Genomic DNA, 16,338 nt, shown 5'->3' with positions numbered 1-16,338 from the left:
GGTTCGGGCGTAGGGGAGGACTATCCACACAATGGGCAGGCATGTTGTTCTGGTCGAAGACGAGCCGAATATCACCGAAGCAATCCGGTTTCTGCTGACCCGCGACGGCTGGCAGGTGGACAGCCATGCCGATGGCAGTGATGCGGTAGAGGTGATCTGTGCAGCCAAGCCGGATCTGGTGATCCTGGATCTGATGTTGCCGGGCAAAAGTGGCCTGGAGATCATCCGCGAGCTGCGCGAGAGCGCGCGATTGCCGGGGTTGCCGGTGCTGATGCTGACCGCAAGGGGGCAGCTGCGCGACCGGGAGATGGCCGAACAGGCCGGAGTTACGCGGTTCATGACCAAACCGTTTTCCAACAATGAGGTGCTGACCGCTGTGCGGGATCTGCACGCGCAGGCTGCCCAGAACCGGGCCAAACTGTCTGATGCGGCGGCTGCCGCCGCTGCCGATCTGGCCGAACAGGCCCGCCAGGGATGATCCGTGGCGACGGGGCCGAAGGCGAGGGTGAAACCGCGGCGCCGTTTGTCGAGCGCAAGACCTACCGCCGCCGTCGCCTGATGGATGTCGCACGATTCTTGCCGGTGCTCGGTGCGCTGCTGTTTGCGGTTCCGCTGATGTGGCCTGACCCTGATCCCTATCCGGCCCCCGACACGGTGTCGGGTATGCCCCTGTCGCGGGCAATGATCTATATCCTGGTCGTTTGGGCGGGGCTGATCCTGGCCAGCTTCGGCTTTGCGCTGGCGGTGCGCCGCTGGGCGGAACATTGGACAGAGGGTGGCGAGCCGCGCCGGGGCGGGGACGCAGACTGATGGCGTCACTCAATGTTCTGGCGCTGGTCTGTCTGGGATATGTCGCCCTTCTGTTCATCGTCGCCTTTGCGGCGGACCGCCATGCCAGCCACGGTCGCGCCGCCCGCTGGATGCGATCTCCGCTGATCTATACGCTGTCGCTGTCCATCTACTGCACGGCCTGGACCTTCTATGGCGCCGTGGGCTATGCGGCACGTTCGGGACTGGAGTTTATCACCATATACCTCGGCCCTACGCTGGTAATGGTCGGCTGGTGGTGGGGGCTGCGCAAGCTGGTACGGGTCGGTCGCAGCCAGCGGATCACCTCTATCGCTGACCTCTTGTCTGCGCGCTATGGCAAGTCGAACCTTCTGGCGATTGGCGTCACGATTCTGGCGGTGATTGGTACGACCCCCTATATTTCGCTGCAATTGCAGTCGATTACACTGTCTTTCTCGATCTTTGCCGAGGCTGATCCGCTGCGCAGCGTCAATGAAACGCAGACGGTATTCTGGGTGGCGGCGGGGCTTGCGGCCTTTGCCATTCTGTTTGGTACGCGCAATCTCAACGCCAACGAACGCCATCATGGTGTTGTCACCGCCGTCGCGCTTGAGGCCGTGGTAAAACTGATCTCCCTGCTGGCGGTGGGCATTTTTGTGGTCTGGGGAGTGGCGGGTGGTGTGGGCGAGACGATGGCGCGGATTGACGCCTCCAGCATAGGTCAGTGGCAGGTCGATGGCGGTCGCTGGGCCACCATTACGTTCCTGTCCGCCGCCGCCTTTGTCTGCCTGCCGCGTATGTTTCAGGTCATGGTGGTCGAGAATGAGGATGAACGCCACCTGCGGGTCGCGGCCTGGGCGTTTCCACTTTATCTGCTGTTGATCTCGATCTTCGTGGTGCCGATTGCGGCCATCGGGCTGGAGTTGCTCCCGGCCGGGTCGAATCCGGATCTGTTCGTGCTGACCCTGCCGCTGGCGCAGGGACAGCAAGGGTTGGCGATGCTGTCTTTCCTTGGCGGGTTTTCCTCGGCAACATCCATGGCCATTGTGGCTGCAATGGCGCTGTCGACGATGGTGTCGAACCATATCGTGATGCCGATCTGGCTGCGCTGGCAGGAGGTGGGCGCCTCGGTCTCGGGGGATGTGCGGCATGTGGTGCTGCTGTCGCGACGTCTGTCCATCGCAGGCATCATGGCGCTGGGGTATTTCTATTACACGCTGTCAGGCGGCGGTGCGGCGCTGGCCGCCATCGGTCTGATCTCCTTTACCGGTATCTCCCAGATGCTGCCGAGCCTTGTCGGGGGCCTGTTCTGGCGCGGCGCCACGCGCAGCGGTGCGCTGGCCGGCCTGTCGGTCGGCTTTGCGATCTGGCTTTATACAATGCTGCTGCCGGAGCTTGGCGGTGGGCTGTTGCCCGCGCGGGTGCTGGCCGAGGGGCTGCTGGGCCTATCCTGGTTGCGGCCACATGCGCTCTTTGGGATCGAGGGCCTTGATCCGACGGTCCATGCGGTGCTCTGGTCGATGGCCTTGAACACGGCGGCGTTTCTTATCGGATCATTGCTGACCTTTCCGAGCCCTTTGGAGCGGTTACAGGGCGCGCAGTTTGTTCATGTGTTCGATCATTCGTCGGGGCCGCGCGGCTGGACCGGCTCGGTTGCGCAAAGCGAGGATCTGATGATCATGTCGCAGCGTATTCTGGGCGCGGGCGAGGCTCAGCAGTTCTTTCAGAGCGAATTGGCGCGGCAGGGAGGGCGTGGTCCGTTGCCGGAGCCGACGCCTGCGTTTCTGGAGCGGCTGGAACGCGAACTCAGCGCCTCGATCGGGGCGGCGGCGGCCCACGCCATGGTGGGGCAGATTGTGGGGGGATCGTCGGTGTCGGTGCAGGATCTGCTGGCTGTGGCGGATGAGACCGCGCAGATCCTCGAGTATTCCAACCGGCTTGAGGCGCAATCTGAAGAGCTGTCAAGAACCGCGCGCAAGCTTCAGGAAACAAACGAAAAGCTGACCCAGTTATCGCAGCAGAAGGATGCGTTTCTTAGCCAGGTGAGCCATGAATTACGCACGCCGATGACTTCTATTCGCGCCTTCTCCGAAATCCTGCGCGACACTGAGAACCTCGAACCCCGTGATCACAGCCGCTATGCTGGTATCATCCATGACGAGGCGCAGCGGCTGACCCGTCTGCTGAACGATCTGCTGGATCTGAGCGTGTTGGAAAACGGTCAGGTCAGCCTCAACATCAGCGCCGGGCGGCTCGGCGATGTACTGGATCATGCGGAGGCAACCGCGCTGGCGGATGGTTCCGCGCGGTTGAAGGTTCAGCGTGATGCCGCGACGGATGAGATGCGGCTGTCATCGGATCTGGACCGGCTGGCACAGGTGTTTATCAATCTGATCGCCAATGCCGACAAATACTGCACCGCGGCAGAGCCGCAGCTGCGTATCATGGCTCGGCAGAGCGGTGACTGGTTGTTCATTGACTTCATCGACAATGGGCAGGGAATCCCGGCGGAGTTTCGGACCATGATTTTCGAGAAATTCTCGAGAGTTAGCCCAGAACGTGCAGGCGGCGCCGGTCTTGGTTTGGCGATCTGTCGCGAGATCATGCAGCGACTCGGCGGTGATGTGGCCTACCTATCGGATGAGGTCGGCGGCGCGTTTCAGGTTTCCTTACCTCTTCGTCGGGAAAACCCGGTTTAACTGTTTATCGTAAAGTTATTGGTAACCACTCTTGGGGTAGACCTATGGCAAAGCGGTGCGAGAGGGGCAGGTTTACAACCTATGTCTGAAACGAAATCGGAATCGGCAGCGACTGGTGGCAGCGGCGTATTGGCCCGCAAATTGGCCGCCACCAAAGAAGGCAAAGGCGGGCTTACCAGCTCCCTGACCCTCAAGGCGTTGCGCCGCTCGATTGCGCGGGCGGCGGCGGATCTGTGTGATCTGCCGGTCGCTGTGCTGGCCGCGCGCCAGTCCAACCGTGTTCCGGAAGATCTGCCACCGCATCTGTCGGACAAGCATCTGCTGGTGGTATTGGACGGGCCGAACGGGCGTATCGGTGCTGCGACACTGGACGCGCCAACCGTGACCGCCCTCATTCAGCAGCAGACCATGGGGCAGGTTCTAGGCAAGGCGCCGAGCGAACGTAATTACACCCCGACAGACGCGGCCATGGTTGCCGATTTTCTTGAGCGCACCTTTGCCAAGGTGGTCTCCATGCTGGCCCAGCAAAAGGATGAGGCGATCTTCTCCGGCTACCGTTTCGGCGCGCAGGTAGAGGATGTGCGCAGCCTCGTTCTGGGTCTTGAGGCTGAAGATTACCGGGTGATTGAGCTGACGCTGGATCTGGCCTGCGGTGCCATGCAGGGCGGGCTGACATTGATCCTGCCGGAACCCACGCCGGAGGATCTGGGGCAGGCCGGGCAATCAGCCCATGCTACGGGACCGTCACTGGGCAGCAACATGGGGTCAATGCGTGCAGAGCTGCGCGCGATCCTCTGCAAGATGAAGATCCCCGCAAATGAATTCTCCTCGCTCGAGGAGGGGGATCTTCTGCCGCTGGATCAGGCCTATCTCTATGAGACGGAAATGATCTCGATCAGCGGCCAAGCCGTTGCGCAGGGACGTCTGGGGCAGATGAATGGTGCCCGCGCCGTGCGGCTGACAGATCCCCGGACCAAACTTGTGAATGATAGTGCAGCCGATCAGGGCTCATTCTCAACTCATATGGGCGGCGATGCCGCTGCGCTCGACCATGAACCTCCGACGCTGGATCTCTCCATCGCGGCCGACGGGTTGCAAGACCCGATGGGCGGCATGGGTGGGCTAGGTGATGGGCTTGGCGATATGGGCGGCGACCTTGGGGATTTCGGCGGTGATCTTGGAGCCGACCTTGGCGGCGATCTGGGAGGCGACCTTGGCGGCGATTTCGGCGGAATGCCAATGGGCGATGGCCTCGGTGATGGGCTTGGCGACGGTCTTGGTGATGCGATGTCTGGTGATCTGCCGGATCTTGGCGAATTGCCGGACCTTGGCGCGATGCCCATGGGGGACGGTCTGGGTGATGGATTCGGAGATGGGCTGGGAGATGGGCTGGGCGAGTTCAACGCCGACGCCGCCGCGATGGAAATCTCCGATCTGGCAGGGCTGAACAGCGGTACCGGCTGACCCCGATAACGCAATCCCATCGCGCCTGATGCTGTCCTGCCAGTCTCCGCACGGTGCGCGGCAATGCGACCCTTTCGAAAGCTCAGCTGAACACCCGCTATCGGCAGAAACAAAAAAGACAGTGCACGATCGGCACTGTCTTCATTTTTCATATGTTTATATGGCGAAGCTTATCTGGCGTTGCGGGCTTTGGCCACGACGTCAGCTGTCGCCTTCGGCAAGGGCGGATTGGGTTGCGACGGCGATCAGAGTCGGCCGGAGCCCGTCCAGCTGATAGCCCGCCTGCGCGGTTGCAGCGAGGATTTCATCCACCGGCATCACCGGCGCTTGCCCAAGGGCCCAGATGACCGAGCAGCGCGTGCCCGAGGCACAGTAGGCCAGAACCGGACCTTCGGAAGCCTCAATAAAGGCCTGTTGCTGCGCAACATTCTCAGGCGTCATGGTCTGGTGGGTCAGGGGAAGCACCTCAAACCGAAGCCCCTGCGCCTCAGCGGCGGCGCGGATAGCCTCGGCCTGATGGCTTGGCGGTACCTCGGCATCGGGCCGATTGCAGATCACCGTGGTGAAACCGGCCTCGGCCAGCTGTGGCAGGTCCTCAACCGAAATCTGCGGCGAGACGGAATAGCGGGGGGTCAATGTGCGTGCATCCATGGATCTGTCTTTTACGTGCTTGCTGCGGTTCGGTCCAGTCGCTGGACGACGGGCGGTGCCGCAATCATGCCGGCGCCCATCGAGACCAGGAAAATGACGCCTCCAAACCCACCATAGCTGAGCGAGGCCATTGCTGGTCCGGGGCAGAGACCGGCAAGCCCCCAGCCCATCCCGAAGAGGACCGAACCGATCACCAGGCGCCTGTCCAGTTCCTGGCGCGGCAGGCTGGGAAAGGAGCCACCGACCAGTGGGCGGCGTCCGTCTGTCAGTTGCCAGGCCACTGCCATCGGCAGGATCGCGCCGCCCATCACGAAGGCCAGCGTGGGGTCCCAGTTGCCAAAGATATCAAGCCAGCCCTGGACCTTTTGCGTGTCGGTCATCCCTGACAGAAACAGTCCTAGACCAAAAAGCCCGCCGGCGACGAAGGACAGCAGTACCCGCATTAGATCAGCCCCCAGAGATGACGAAACAGGGCCAATGTCACGGCGCCTGCAAGAATGTAAATGAGAGTTGCCACTAGCCCGCGCAGCGACAGCCGCGATATGCCGCAGACGCCATGGCCGGATGTGCAGCCATTGGCGATACGGGTGCCAAGACCAACCAGCAGGCCCGCTGCGATAATCACCACGGTGTTGCTGGTCAGATGGGTGTCAGGGGCGTCGGCCACGGTCAGCCAGATCACCAGCGGCACCAGAATGACACCGGCGATGAACGCGATGCGCTCGCCCGACGTATTGCGCCCGCTGCCGTCGATCAGCCCGCCAAGGATGCCGCTGGCGCCCATGATACGGCCGTTGCCAAGCAGATAAACTGCCCCGCCTGTGCCGATCAGCGCACCGCCAATCAGTCCCCAGATCCAATCTGCATTCATCGTGATATCCCTTGTTTATGGCCGCTTGTGCCCAGTTCGGCGCAGTGTGTGTCAGGCCCGATCAAAGCTTGTCGATCGGCACCTTGAGGTAGACATGGCCGTCGTCCTCCGGTTCTGGCATCCGGCCGGCCCGCATATTGACCTGCAGTGATGGCAGGATCAGCCGGGGCATGGCCAGAGTGGCGTCGCGGGCATCCCGCATGGCCACGAACTCCTCGATGGGACGGCCCTGACCGATATGGATGTTGAGCGCCTTCTGCTCTCCAACGGTGGTTTCCCAGGCATAGTCGTCGCGGCCGGGCGCCTTGTAATCGTGACCGACAAAGATTCGGGTCTCATCGGGCAGGGCGAGAATTTTCTGGATGGATTGAAACAGCGCCTCAGAGGATCCACCCGGAAAATCGCAGCGGGCGGTGCCGAAGTCCGGCATGAACAGCGTATCACCGACAAAGGCTGCGTCGCCAATCACATAGGTGAGGCAGGCCGGGGTATGGCCCGGTGTGTGCAGCACGTCGCCGCGCATCTGGCCGATGTGAAAACTATCGCCATGTTTGAACAATGCGTCGAATTGGCTGCCGTCGCGCTGAAACTCGGTGCCTTCGTTGAACACCTTGCCGAAAGTGTCCTGAACCAGCGTGATATTGGCACCAATGCCAATCTTCCCGCCCAGCTGTTCCTGAAGATAGGGCGCTGCCGACAGGTGGTCGGCATGAACGTGGCTTTCGAGGATCCATTCCACCCGCAGCCCTTCGGCCTTGACCCAGGCAATCATCTCATCAGCGGACCGGGTATCGGTGCGCCCTGCGGCATGATCAAAATCCAGCACGGAATCGATCAGCGCGCAGGCGCTGCCGTCCGGCTCCCGCACCACATAGGATACGGTATTTGTCTGTTCATCAAAAAAGGCTTTGACGATCGGCTTCATGGGGACCCTCCTGCTGTGGCACTTACATATATTAAATAATGAATATGTTCAAGTGGGCATTCACCCGGGGCTGTGAAAAATCGACCGTAAATCAGGGCGCGGGGTCGGTGCCCTGGCTTGTACCTGCTCATTTTCTCGTTATGGTTGATCTCGCTCAAAGTCATGCTGCGGATACTATGCTACTGTGGCGATTGTGGTGAGGTGAACCGCGATGACTTGTGCAGAACACAAGGGGTGTCGGGAGCGGGCAGAAGGGCGTTGTTCAGCCCTCTCCGTCCCGGTTCATACCCCCGTGTTGCGGCGCGGGTGATGCCCGCCGCGCAGGCTCTAGGGAGGAGTGTGGAATGACCAACGACAATAGCAGGATCGACAGTCTGATACAGCGGGCCGAAGGGCTCGAACGCAAGATATTGGCCGCACATCGCCAGGATCGGCTTGCGCTGCATCCTGATTTTAACCGGACATTGGCACGTCTGCGTGTGGCGGGTGGGCGTGTGCCGACCCGCATGGTGCGACTGGAGCAGATCCTTAGCGAGGAATCCGCCGAGGATATGTTCGACAATATGCCGGTTTGACAGATGGCGCTGTGCCCGGCGGTCAGCCGCTGGCCTGTCATGGTCACGGTCGGCCTGCCCGGGGGCAGTGCGTCACCGACACGGTGGAAAAAACGGCGCCACCGCAAGGCGGGGCTTAGCCCAGGCTGAGCCCCAGCATGACCAGCATCAGGCCGATAACCGACAGGAATAGCGCGCCCAGATTATAGGGCAGGACCTTTTGGATGACGGCCCGCAGGGCGTCGTCGTCCAGCTTCTGACGTTTGGCCTGCATCACGCGCAGAACGCTCCACATCAGCCCCAAAAGACCGGCCACAGATACAGCCGCACCAGCCCAAACCAGAATCTCGTACATCGCACTCTCCGATGGCGGCGCGCCAATGCGCCGGTCGTTTTCAGGGGCAGCGCCTATCGGATTGCTGCGCCCGCGGCAACCCGTGCGGGCCTGGTGGGTTATGGTGTGTGGCAGATTTTGCCTATTGGGGCGGGCGCTGCGCGGGATTGTCCTATCACTGCTTGCGGACTGAGGTGCGCACTTGTATCTGGAGGGCTGATCCGAATGTCTACCCTTTGCCGACGGAGCCCACGATGGATATGACCGAAGACGAAAAAAGCGACAGCTACCGTGTGACCGCTGGTGAATTGCGCCAGTTTATCGAACGGTTCGAGCGTCTGGATGCCGAGAAAAAAGATCTCGCAGAGCAGCAGAAAGAGATCATGGCCGAAGCCAAAGCGCGCGGCTATGACACCAAGGTGATCCGCAAGGTGATCGCCCTGCGCAAGCGAGACAAGGACGATATCGCCGAGGAAGAAGCGGTTCTTGAAATGTATAAAGAAGCGCTTGGCATGTAACGGCGGCCTCAGACCGCGCGTGACTGCAAGGTGACGACATCGGCCCTCCGCCAATGCGGGGGGCTTTGTTGTTTCTGGGCCTTCGATCCCGGTTATGCTTTAGGTCTGTAAATTTTAAGCTTGAAGTATTATCTCAGGTGACCGATATTGGCGGATAATTGTCCCCCGTCCGCCGATGCAGGAGTCCCCAATGCCCACAATCAACGTGCACCCCGATGGCTGGAAACCTGCAAAAGGCTATGCGAATGGCATGATCGGCGAGGGGCGGATGTTGTTCGTCGGTGGCCAGATTGGCTGGACTGCGGATCAGGTGTTTGAAACCGATGACTTCATCGGCCAAATGAGCCAGGCGCTTCAGAATATCCTGACCGTGGTGCAGCAGGCAGGCGGGCAGGCCAGCGATATCACCCGGCTGACCTGGTATGTCACCGACAAGGCGGAGTATCTGGCCCATCAGGCGGAGGTTGGCGCCGCCTATCGTGCGGTGATGGGTTATCATTTTCCAGCCATGACAATGGTCGTTGTTGCAGACCTGGTGGAAGACCGTGCCAAAATCGAGATCGAAGCGACGGCCATGCTTGCCTGAGGTGGCTGGCGCTTAGCCGCGCGCTGAATCTCTCCATGCGAATGGTCCTGTCGGCAGCGCTGCGGGCGCTGTTTTAGATCAGTTGTCCTGACCTTTTTTGACACCGATACTGCCCCGAGCGCGCGGGTGGATTGAGGGATGCCGCGCCTGCCCATATTCTGGGCGGCGCGGTTTTCGTTTTTGTTTTTAACACCTTGAGTAGAGGATCGGCAGGGCAGGCTAAGAAAAACGTCATTTCAAAAATTTTACCAGTTGATAAAAAATCAAACTGTGGCACTCTGGTTTGCATAATAAACAAATCCAGGGAGACACCCAATGGCGACCAGCCATCAGGCATCCGGCGTTCAGGCAGGGCGTTTGTCCGCCTCAGAAATTGCCGACAACTTTGGAGATCTGCATCCGCAATATGAGGCGCATGAGGCGGCGGTGGCAGCGGATCGCTGCTATTTCTGCTATGATGCGCCCTGTATTACGGCTTGCCCAACCTCCATCGACATTCCGCAGTTCATCCGCGAGATCCAGACCGGCCACCCGGAAACGGCGGCGAAGACTATTCTCGAACAGAACATCCTTGGCGGGATGTGCGCGCGGGTCTGCCCGACCGAAACCCTCTGCGAGCAAGCCTGCGTTCGTGAAGCGGCCGAAGGCAAGCCGGTCGAGATTGGCCGTCTGCAACGCTATGCAACCGACACGCTGATGGAAAAGGGCGCGCACCCTTTCAGCCGCGCCGAAACAACCGGCAAGAAAGTGGCCGTGGTTGGTGCCGGTCCGGCGGGTCTCTCTGCGGCGCACCGTCTTGCGATGTTGGGCCATGACGTTGTCGTTTATGACGCCAGGTCCAAGGCGGGCGGCCTGAATGAATTCGGGATCGCCGCGTATAAATCCACCAATGATTTTGCGGCGAAAGAAGTCGATTGGCTTCTGCAGATCGGTGGAATTGCCATGGAATACGGCAAGAAGCTTGGTGGCGATCTGAGCCTCGATGCCCTGAAGGCCGAATATGACGCAGTGTTTCTGTCCATCGGTCTTGCCGGTGTGAACGCCCTGCGGGCGGCGGGCGAGGACAAGGACGGTGTGCGTGATGCAGTCGATTTCATCGCCGAGCTGCGTCAGGCCGATGATCTGGCAAACCTGCCGGTCGGTCGCAATGTCGTCGTGATCGGCGGCGGCATGACTGCGGTTGACGCGGCTGTGCAGTCGAAGCTTCTTGGTTCCGAGAATGTCACCATCGCCTACCGCCGCGGCCGTGACGCCATGGGGGCGAGCCGGTTCGAGCAGGACCTTGCGGCCACCAAGGGTGTAAAGCTGATGTTCAACGTTCAGCCGGTGGCTGTGCACGGGAATGGCGCCTGTGCGGAAATCGAGCTGGAGTATACCACCAGCGAAGGCGGTCAGCTGACCGGCACCGGCGAGACGGTGCGGATCGCAGCTGACCAGATCTACAAGGCGATCGGGCAGACGCTTGAGGGCCAGCCGGACGCGCTGGCGCTTGATGGGCGCAAGATCAAGGTGGACGCGCAGGGCCGGACATCGGTCGCGGGGGTCTGGGCCGGGGGTGATTGTGCCTCTGGCGGCGAGGATCTGACAGTGACGGCCGTCGCCGAAGGTCGCGATGCGGCCATGGATATTCACGCCAGCCTGATGGGCTAAGCCAGCAGCAGGGCCGGACCCGGCCCTGTGTTGCCAGTGTAAGGAACAGACAAATGGCTGATCTGACAGCAGATTTCCTGGGGATCAAATCTCCGAACCCGTTCTGGCTCGCCTCTGCGCCGCCGACGGATAAAGAATACAACGTGCGCCGCGCCTTTGAGGCCGGCTGGGGTGGGGTGGTCTGGAAGACCCTCGGCTCCGAAGGCCCGCCGGTGGTCAATGTGAACGGTCCGCGCTATGGCGCGATCTGGGGGGCGGACCGCCGCCTTCTGGGGCTCAACAATATCGAGCTGATCACCGACCGCCCGCTTGAGGTGAATCTGGAAGAAATCACCCGCGTGAAAAAGGACTATCCAGATCGCGCCATCATCGTTTCGTTGATGGTGCCCTGCGAGGAGCAGGCCTGGAAGGATATCCTGCCGCGTGTCGAAGCTACCGGTGCTGACGGGATCGAGCTGAACTTTGGCTGCCCGCATGGGATGGCCGAACGTGGTATGGGCTCTGCCGTGGGGCAGGTGCCGGAATACATCCAGATGGTCACGGAGTGGTGTAAGAAATACTACTCCAAGCCGGTGATTGTGAAGCTGACGCCGAATATTACCGACATTCGCCACCCAGCGCGGGCAGCCAAAGCGGGCGGTGCCGACGCGGTCAGCCTGATCAATACGATCAATTCGATCGTATCGGTGGATCTTGATGCCATGGCGCCTGAGCCAACCATCGGCGACAAGGGCACACATGGCGGCTATTGCGGCCCGGCAGTGAAGCCGATTGCGCTGAATATGGTGGCCGAAATCGCCCGATGCCCGCAGACTCATGGCCTGCCGATCTCGGCCATTGGCGGCGTCACCACCTGGCGCGATGCGGCTGAGTTCATGACCATGGGTGCAGGCAACGTGCAGGTCTGCACCGCTGCCATGACCTATGGTTTCAATGTGGTGAAGGAGATGATCTCGGGCCTGAACCAGTGGATGGATGACAAAGGCTACAACCGTCTAGATGATTTTGTTGGTAAAGCCGTGCCCAATGTCACCGACTGGCAGTATCTGGATCTGAACTACGTCGCCAAGGCCAAGATCAATCAGGATGATTGCATCAAATGTGGTCGCTGCTTTGCCGCCTGCGAAGACACCTCGCATCAGGCCATCGCGATGAGCGAGGATCGCGTCTTTACCGTCAAGGATGACGAATGCGTCGCCTGTAATCTTTGCGTGAATGTCTGCCCGGTCGAAGGCTGCATCACCATGGAGGAGGTGCCCGCCGGTCAGATCGACGAACGCACGGGCAAAGTGGTGTCCGATGAATATGCAAATTGGACAACCCATCCCAACAATCCGTCGGTGACGGCGGCCGAATAGGGGGGCTGGCGGCCTAACACGCTGCCCGACTGACATAATTGGAAACGGCGCGTCCTGATCGGCGCGCCGTTTGCTATTGATCGCATCACACTGTTGAACGGGGGTTTGGCTAGGATCAGGACCTGCAGGAACCGGGAGGTGTCAGCATCCGGCGGAACATCCGGTCGAGATGCTCTGGTGCCGCATCAAACGGATCCTCATCCCCCATCAATGTGCGGACCTGTACATCGAAATCCGCATAATGCTGGGTCAGCGACCAGATCGAAAACAGAAGATGCTTCGGATGGGTCGGGTTCAGCTTGCCGTTTGTCATCCAGCCTTCGATCAGATCCGCTTTTTCTTCCAGCAGCGGTTTTAGATCCTTGGACAGGGTTTCCAGCATTCGTGGGGCGCCCTGGACAATTTCATTTGCAAACAGGCGGCTTTCGCGCGGGTAATCCCGACTCATCTGCAACTTGCGCTGTACATAGGACAGCAGTTCCTCCAGCGGGTCACCCTCGGCGTCGATGGCGCGCAGCGGATCCAGCCAGGTGTCAAGCAGCCCCGACAGCAGTTCCGTGAAAATCGCCTCCTTCGAGGGGAAATAGTAGAGAAGATTGGGCTTGCTTAACCCGGCGGCACGGGCAATCTGGTCGACAGTGGCGCCGCGGAATCCGCTGTTGGAGAATACTTCCAATGCGGCCTCCAGAATGGTGGCGCGATTCTTTTTCTGAATGCGGGTGGGATTGCGATCCTTGGGCATGGGGCTGTTTGGGCTCTCGCTGGTGGCCGCAACACCGCTGCGCGCCTGAATTTCGCTCAACCGGCTCTGCGCGCCGGAGTTTTCTTGTCTTGTTAGACGCAATTTCTTGACTGAATGTCCACCCGTGATAGCCTGAGTTTGACCAGTTGGTCAAATCATGACCAGCGTTTCAAAGCCACCGACAAGGCGCAAAGCCGCGGGACCCTGCAAAAAAGCAGGGCAACAGGGAAGGAAGCTGAGATGACGTCGCTTGGACAGAATCTGAAGATCAATGGTGACAGGCTGTGGGACAGTCTGATGGAGATGGCAAAAATCGGACCCGGCGTCGCGGGCGGCAACAACCGCCAGACGCTCACCGATGAAGATGCCGAGGGGCGCGCGCTGTTTCAGACATGGTGCGAAGCGGCAGGTTGCACTATGGGGCTGGACACGATGGGCAATATGTTCGCCCGTCGCGAAGGAACCGACCCCGATGCGCTGCCGGTCTATATGGGATCACATCTGGATACGCAGCCCACTGGCGGTAAATATGACGGCGTCCTTGGGGTGCTGGGCGGGCTGGAAGTCATCCGCACACTCAATGATCTAGGCATCAAGACCAAACATCCGATCGTGGTAACCAATTGGACCAATGAGGAAGGCACGAGGTTCGCTCCGGCGATGCTGGCCTCCGGTGTTTTTGCAGGCAAGCATACGCAGGACTGGGCCTATGCGCGGGAAGATTCCGAGGGAAAGACCTTTGGTGACGAGCTGAAACGTATTGGCTGGGTGGGCGATGAAGAGGTTGGCGCGCGCAAGATGCACGCGATGTTCGAATTGCACATCGAACAGGGGCCGATCCTTGAGGCGGAAAACAAGGATATCGGCGTGGTGACCCATGGCCAGGGCCTGTGGTGGCTGCAATGTACGGTCACGGGCAAGGACGCCCATACCGGATCGACCCCGATGAACATGCGTGTCAATGCAGGCCTTGGCATGGCGCGCATGACGGAGGCGGCGCATCAGATTGCCATGGCGCATCAGCCCCATGCGGTCGGGGCAGTCGGACATTGTGACGTCTACCCGAACTCGCGCAATGTGATCCCCGGAAAGGTGGTCTTCACCGTCGATTTCCGGTCGCCCGATCTTGAAAAGCTGACGTCGATGCGGTCGAAATACGAGGTGAAGGCGAAGGAGATCGCCGACGAGCTGGGCCTTGGGCTGGAGATTGAACCAGTCGGCCATTTTGATCCTGTCACCTTTGATGAGGGCTGCGTCAGCGCGGTGCGCTCGGCGGCCGAGCGGCTCGGTTATAGCCATATGGATATCGTGTCAGGTGCAGGACATGATGCCTGTTGGATCAATGATCTGGCGCCGACGGCGATGATCATGTGCCCCTGTGTGGACGGTCTGAGCCACAATGAAGCCGAGGAAATTTCCAAGGACTGGGCGGCCGCCGGAACCGATGTCATGCTACATGCGGTGCTGGAAACTGCAGAGATCGTCGTGTGAGATGCGCCCCGGAAAGGTTTGGGGTGTGGGTTGCGGCAAGCTGCGGCGTGCAGTGAAGGGGGCGCTGCCCCCGCGGCCCGCCGGGCCGCTCCCCCGGGATATTTCCGGCCAGAAGAACAACCAGAGGAACAGGGCACCTGTTCTGAAAGAACACGCGGAGGCGTAGAAACACGCCCCAATCCAGGGAGTTGTTACCATGAGTAGAGTCATCAAGAACGGCACCGTCGTGACGGCCGATCTGACCTATAAAGCGGATGTGCTGATCGAGAACGGGGTGATCACCGAGATTGGCCCGAACCTGAAAGGCGACGAGGAGCTGGACGCCACCGGCTGTTATGTGATGCCGGGGGGGATTGACCCGCATACGCATCTCGAAATGCCCTTTATGGGGACATATTCCTCGGATGATTTTGAAAGCGGTACCCGGGCCGGGCTGGCTGGGGGCACTACCATGGTGGTGGATTTTGCGCTGCCGAATCCAGGCGAGAGCCTGCTGGACGCGCTGAAACGCTGGGACAATAAATCGACCCGCGCCAACTGCGACTACTCTTTCCACATGGCGGTGACCTGGTGGAGCGAGCAGGTTTTTGACGACATCAAGACCGTGATCCAGGAGCGCGGCATCAACACGTTCAAGCACTTCATGGCCTATAAGGGCGCGCTGATGGTGAATGATGACGAGCTCTATGCCTCCTTCCAGCGGCTGGCTGAGCTTGGCGGCATCGCCATGGTGCATGCTGAAAACGGCGATGTGGTGGCGGAGCTGTCGGCCAAGCTGTTGGCAGAAGGCAACACCGGCCCCGAAGCACACGCCTATTCCCGCCCGCCGCAGGTGGAGGGCGAGGCCACCAACCGCGCCATCATGATTGCCGACATGGCAGGTGTGCCGCTGTACGTCGTGCATACCTCCTGCGAGGACAGCCACGAGGCCATTCGCCGCGCCCGCATGCAGGGCAAGCGCGTCTGGGGCGAGCCGCTGATCCAGCATCTGACGCTCGATGAGAGCGAGTATTTCAATACGGACTGGGACCACGCCGCGCGCCGGGTGATGTCGCCGCCGTTCCGCAACAAGCAGCATCAGGACTCGCTCTGGAACGGCTTGCAGTCGGGCTCCTTGTCGGTGGTGGCGACGGACCACTGTGCCTTTACCACCGAGCAGAAACGCTATGGCGTTGGCGATTTCACCAAGATTCCCAATGGTACCGGCGGGTTGGAAGACCGGATGCCGATGCTATGGACCCACGGCGTCGAAACCGGCCGACTGACCCCGAATGAATTTGTGGCCGTCACCTCGACCAATATTGCCAAGATCCTGAATTGCTATCCGAAAAAGGGCGCGGTTCTGGTTGGCGCTGATGCCGACCTGGTGGTCTGGGATCCGGAGAAGCGCAAGACGATTTCCGCGGCCAGCCAGCAGTCGGCGATCGACTATAACGTGTTCGAGGGGCATGAGGTGAAGGGCCTGCCGCGCTTTACCCTGACCCGTGGCCATGTGGCAGTGCATGACGGAGAGATCCGCTGTCAGGAGGGCCATGGCAAGTTCGTCGCCCGCGAGGCCAATGCCACTGTGAACAAGGCGCTGTCGACCTGGAAGGAGCTGACGGCGCCGCGCCCGGTGGAGCGGTCGGGAATTCCGGCAACAGGTGTGTAATCCAGGGACGGGCTGCCAGCTATGGCGGCCCGTTTTCCTGTGTGTAATCAAGGCG

General features: G+C 60.4%; 17 protein-coding genes. 11 read left to right on the top strand and 6 right to left on the bottom strand.

From position 1 onward, the window contains the following. Positions 1 to 31 precede the first annotated feature (31 nt). The 4 genes from VWZ87_RS07280 (at position 32) to VWZ87_RS07265 (ending at position 4,952) form a co-directional block, all read left to right on the top strand. On the top strand, positions 32 to 478 hold the full coding sequence (locus tag VWZ87_RS07280; RefSeq protein WP_340545327.1) for a response regulator transcription factor: 447 nt from the start codon (positions 32 to 34) through the stop codon (positions 476 to 478). Further along, the gene (locus tag VWZ87_RS07275; protein ID WP_416536172.1) at positions 475 to 810 is read left to right on the top strand and encodes a hypothetical protein; all 336 of its coding nucleotides are present in this window, start codon (positions 475 to 477) and stop codon (positions 808 to 810) included. Before VWZ87_RS07280 ends, VWZ87_RS07275 begins: the two co-directional genes overlap by 4 nt. After that, complete coding sequence (locus VWZ87_RS07270) at positions 810 to 3,488, top strand: ATP-binding protein (RefSeq protein ID WP_340545329.1); 2,679 nt, start codon at positions 810 to 812, stop codon at positions 3,486 to 3,488. The genes VWZ87_RS07275 and VWZ87_RS07270 overlap by 1 nt, the downstream gene beginning before the upstream one ends. Before the next feature lie 81 nt (positions 3,489 to 3,569). Continuing rightward, entirely contained in the window at positions 3,570 to 4,952 is a 1,383-nt protein-coding gene (locus VWZ87_RS07265) for a FliM/FliN family flagellar motor C-terminal domain-containing protein (protein ID WP_416536170.1), read from the top strand. 201 nt (positions 4,953 to 5,153) lie between these two features. Here the strand turns inward: VWZ87_RS07265 and VWZ87_RS07260 are convergent, their stop codons facing one another. The 4 genes from VWZ87_RS07260 to VWZ87_RS07245 form a co-directional block, all read right to left on the bottom strand. Further along, complete coding sequence (locus tag VWZ87_RS07260; protein ID WP_416536168.1) at positions 5,154 to 5,603, bottom strand: TIGR01244 family sulfur transferase; 450 nt, start codon at positions 5,601 to 5,603, stop codon at positions 5,154 to 5,156. Between the two features lie 11 nt (positions 5,604 to 5,614). After that, positions 5,615 to 6,046, bottom strand: a complete 432-nt coding sequence (locus tag VWZ87_RS07255; protein WP_416536166.1) for a DUF6691 family protein — start codon at positions 6,044 to 6,046, stop codon at positions 5,615 to 5,617. Then, positions 6,046 to 6,474 carry a YeeE/YedE family protein gene (locus VWZ87_RS07250; RefSeq protein WP_416536164.1) on the bottom strand — a complete coding sequence of 143 codons (429 nt, stop codon included), beginning with the start codon at positions 6,472 to 6,474 and terminating at the stop codon, positions 6,046 to 6,048. The genes VWZ87_RS07255 and VWZ87_RS07250 overlap by 1 nt, the downstream gene beginning before the upstream one ends. A 61-nt stretch (positions 6,475 to 6,535) precedes the next feature. Further along, a complete protein-coding gene (locus tag VWZ87_RS07245) occupies positions 6,536 to 7,399 on the bottom strand; it encodes an MBL fold metallo-hydrolase (protein ID WP_416536162.1) in 864 nt (287 codons plus the stop codon). A gap of 344 nt (positions 7,400 to 7,743) precedes the next feature. Here VWZ87_RS07245 and VWZ87_RS07240 point away from each other — a divergent pair, with 344 nt between their 5' ends. Beyond that, on the top strand, positions 7,744 to 7,974 hold the full coding sequence (locus tag VWZ87_RS07240; RefSeq protein WP_340545335.1) for a hypothetical protein: 231 nt from the start codon (positions 7,744 to 7,746) through the stop codon (positions 7,972 to 7,974). Positions 7,975 to 8,089: 115 nt separating this feature from the next. Here VWZ87_RS07240 and VWZ87_RS07235 read toward each other — a convergent pair whose 3' ends face one another. Next, positions 8,090 to 8,308 (bottom strand): hypothetical protein, encoded by a 219-nt coding sequence (locus VWZ87_RS07235; RefSeq protein ID WP_340545336.1) that lies wholly within the window; start codon positions 8,306 to 8,308, stop codon positions 8,090 to 8,092. A gap of 233 nt (positions 8,309 to 8,541) precedes the next feature. On the opposite strand from VWZ87_RS07235, the gene VWZ87_RS07230 reads away from it, so the two are divergent. The 4 genes from VWZ87_RS07230 to preA all read left to right on the top strand — a co-directional run bounded on the left by VWZ87_RS07230 (position 8,542) and on the right by preA (position 12,399). Beyond that, positions 8,542 to 8,805, top strand: coding sequence for a DUF2312 domain-containing protein (locus tag VWZ87_RS07230; RefSeq protein ID WP_014874404.1), 264 nt, complete (start codon positions 8,542 to 8,544; stop codon positions 8,803 to 8,805). 190 nt (positions 8,806 to 8,995) lie between these two features. Then, positions 8,996 to 9,391 carry a RidA family protein gene (locus tag VWZ87_RS07225; RefSeq protein ID WP_340545337.1) on the top strand — a complete coding sequence of 132 codons (396 nt, stop codon included), beginning with the start codon at positions 8,996 to 8,998 and terminating at the stop codon, positions 9,389 to 9,391. Positions 9,392 to 9,706: 315 nt separating this feature from the next. Beyond that, complete coding sequence (locus VWZ87_RS07220) at positions 9,707 to 11,041, top strand: NAD(P)-dependent oxidoreductase (RefSeq protein ID WP_416536160.1); 1,335 nt, start codon at positions 9,707 to 9,709, stop codon at positions 11,039 to 11,041. 53 nt (positions 11,042 to 11,094) lie between these two features. After that, positions 11,095 to 12,399, top strand: a complete 1,305-nt coding sequence (preA, locus tag VWZ87_RS07215) for an NAD-dependent dihydropyrimidine dehydrogenase subunit PreA (RefSeq protein ID WP_340545339.1) — start codon at positions 11,095 to 11,097, stop codon at positions 12,397 to 12,399. Between the two features lie 115 nt (positions 12,400 to 12,514). Here preA and VWZ87_RS07210 read toward each other — a convergent pair whose 3' ends face one another. Next, on the bottom strand, positions 12,515 to 13,141 hold the full coding sequence (locus VWZ87_RS07210) for a TetR family transcriptional regulator C-terminal domain-containing protein (protein WP_340546309.1): 627 nt from the start codon (positions 13,139 to 13,141) through the stop codon (positions 12,515 to 12,517). Positions 13,142 to 13,381: 240 nt separating this feature from the next. Between VWZ87_RS07210 and VWZ87_RS07205 the strand changes: the two genes are divergently transcribed. Next, on the top strand, positions 13,382 to 14,632 hold the full coding sequence (locus tag VWZ87_RS07205) for a Zn-dependent hydrolase (RefSeq protein WP_416536158.1): 1,251 nt from the start codon (positions 13,382 to 13,384) through the stop codon (positions 14,630 to 14,632). Between the two features lie 196 nt (positions 14,633 to 14,828). Next, a complete protein-coding gene (gene hydA, locus VWZ87_RS07200) occupies positions 14,829 to 16,283 on the top strand; it encodes a dihydropyrimidinase (RefSeq protein ID WP_416536156.1) in 1,455 nt (484 codons plus the stop codon). Positions 16,284 to 16,338 lie beyond the last annotated feature (55 nt).

Source organism: Phaeobacter sp. JH20_37, from assembly GCF_048056015.1.
Taxonomy (GTDB): Bacteria; Pseudomonadota; Alphaproteobacteria; order Rhodobacterales; family Rhodobacteraceae; genus Phaeobacter; species Phaeobacter bryozoorum.
The sequence above is the reverse complement of the archived record's forward strand: the minus strand, read 5'-3'. Positions and strand labels throughout refer to the sequence as shown.

What these genes read in the sequence shown, in the direction of transcription:
- VWZ87_RS07225 (WP_340545337.1), top strand. Translation starts at nt 8,996, where the DNA reads ATGCCCACAATCAACGTGCACCCCGATGGCTGGAAACCTGCAAAAGGC.
- VWZ87_RS07255 (WP_416536166.1), bottom strand. Translation starts at nt 6,046, where the DNA reads ATGCGGGTACTGCTGTCCTTCGTCGCCGGCGGGCTTTTTGGTCTAGGA.
- VWZ87_RS07220 (WP_416536160.1), top strand. Translation starts at nt 9,707, where the DNA reads ATGGCGACCAGCCATCAGGCATCCGGCGTTCAGGCAGGGCGTTTGTCC.
- VWZ87_RS07210 (WP_340546309.1), bottom strand. Translation starts at nt 13,141, where the DNA reads ATGCCCAAGGATCGCAATCCCACCCGCATTCAGAAAAAGAATCGCGCC.
- VWZ87_RS07265 (WP_416536170.1), top strand. Translation starts at nt 3,570, where the DNA reads ATGTCTGAAACGAAATCGGAATCGGCAGCGACTGGTGGCAGCGGCGTA.
- VWZ87_RS07270 (WP_340545329.1), top strand. Translation starts at nt 810, where the DNA reads ATGGCGTCACTCAATGTTCTGGCGCTGGTCTGTCTGGGATATGTCGCC.
- VWZ87_RS07205 (WP_416536158.1), top strand. Translation starts at nt 13,382, where the DNA reads ATGACGTCGCTTGGACAGAATCTGAAGATCAATGGTGACAGGCTGTGG.
- VWZ87_RS07235 (WP_340545336.1), bottom strand. Translation starts at nt 8,308, where the DNA reads ATGTACGAGATTCTGGTTTGGGCTGGTGCGGCTGTATCTGTGGCCGGT.
- VWZ87_RS07280 (WP_340545327.1), top strand. Translation starts at nt 32, where the DNA reads ATGGGCAGGCATGTTGTTCTGGTCGAAGACGAGCCGAATATCACCGAA.
- VWZ87_RS07230 (WP_014874404.1), top strand. Translation starts at nt 8,542, where the DNA reads ATGGATATGACCGAAGACGAAAAAAGCGACAGCTACCGTGTGACCGCT.
- VWZ87_RS07250 (WP_416536164.1), bottom strand. Translation starts at nt 6,474, where the DNA reads ATGAATGCAGATTGGATCTGGGGACTGATTGGCGGTGCGCTGATCGGC.
- hydA (WP_416536156.1), top strand. Translation starts at nt 14,829, where the DNA reads ATGAGTAGAGTCATCAAGAACGGCACCGTCGTGACGGCCGATCTGACC.
- VWZ87_RS07245 (WP_416536162.1), bottom strand. Translation starts at nt 7,399, where the DNA reads ATGAAGCCGATCGTCAAAGCCTTTTTTGATGAACAGACAAATACCGTA.
- preA (WP_340545339.1), top strand. Translation starts at nt 11,095, where the DNA reads ATGGCTGATCTGACAGCAGATTTCCTGGGGATCAAATCTCCGAACCCG.
- VWZ87_RS07260 (WP_416536168.1), bottom strand. Translation starts at nt 5,603, where the DNA reads ATGGATGCACGCACATTGACCCCCCGCTATTCCGTCTCGCCGCAGATT.
- VWZ87_RS07240 (WP_340545335.1), top strand. Translation starts at nt 7,744, where the DNA reads ATGACCAACGACAATAGCAGGATCGACAGTCTGATACAGCGGGCCGAA.
- VWZ87_RS07275 (WP_416536172.1), top strand. Translation starts at nt 475, where the DNA reads ATGATCCGTGGCGACGGGGCCGAAGGCGAGGGTGAAACCGCGGCGCCG.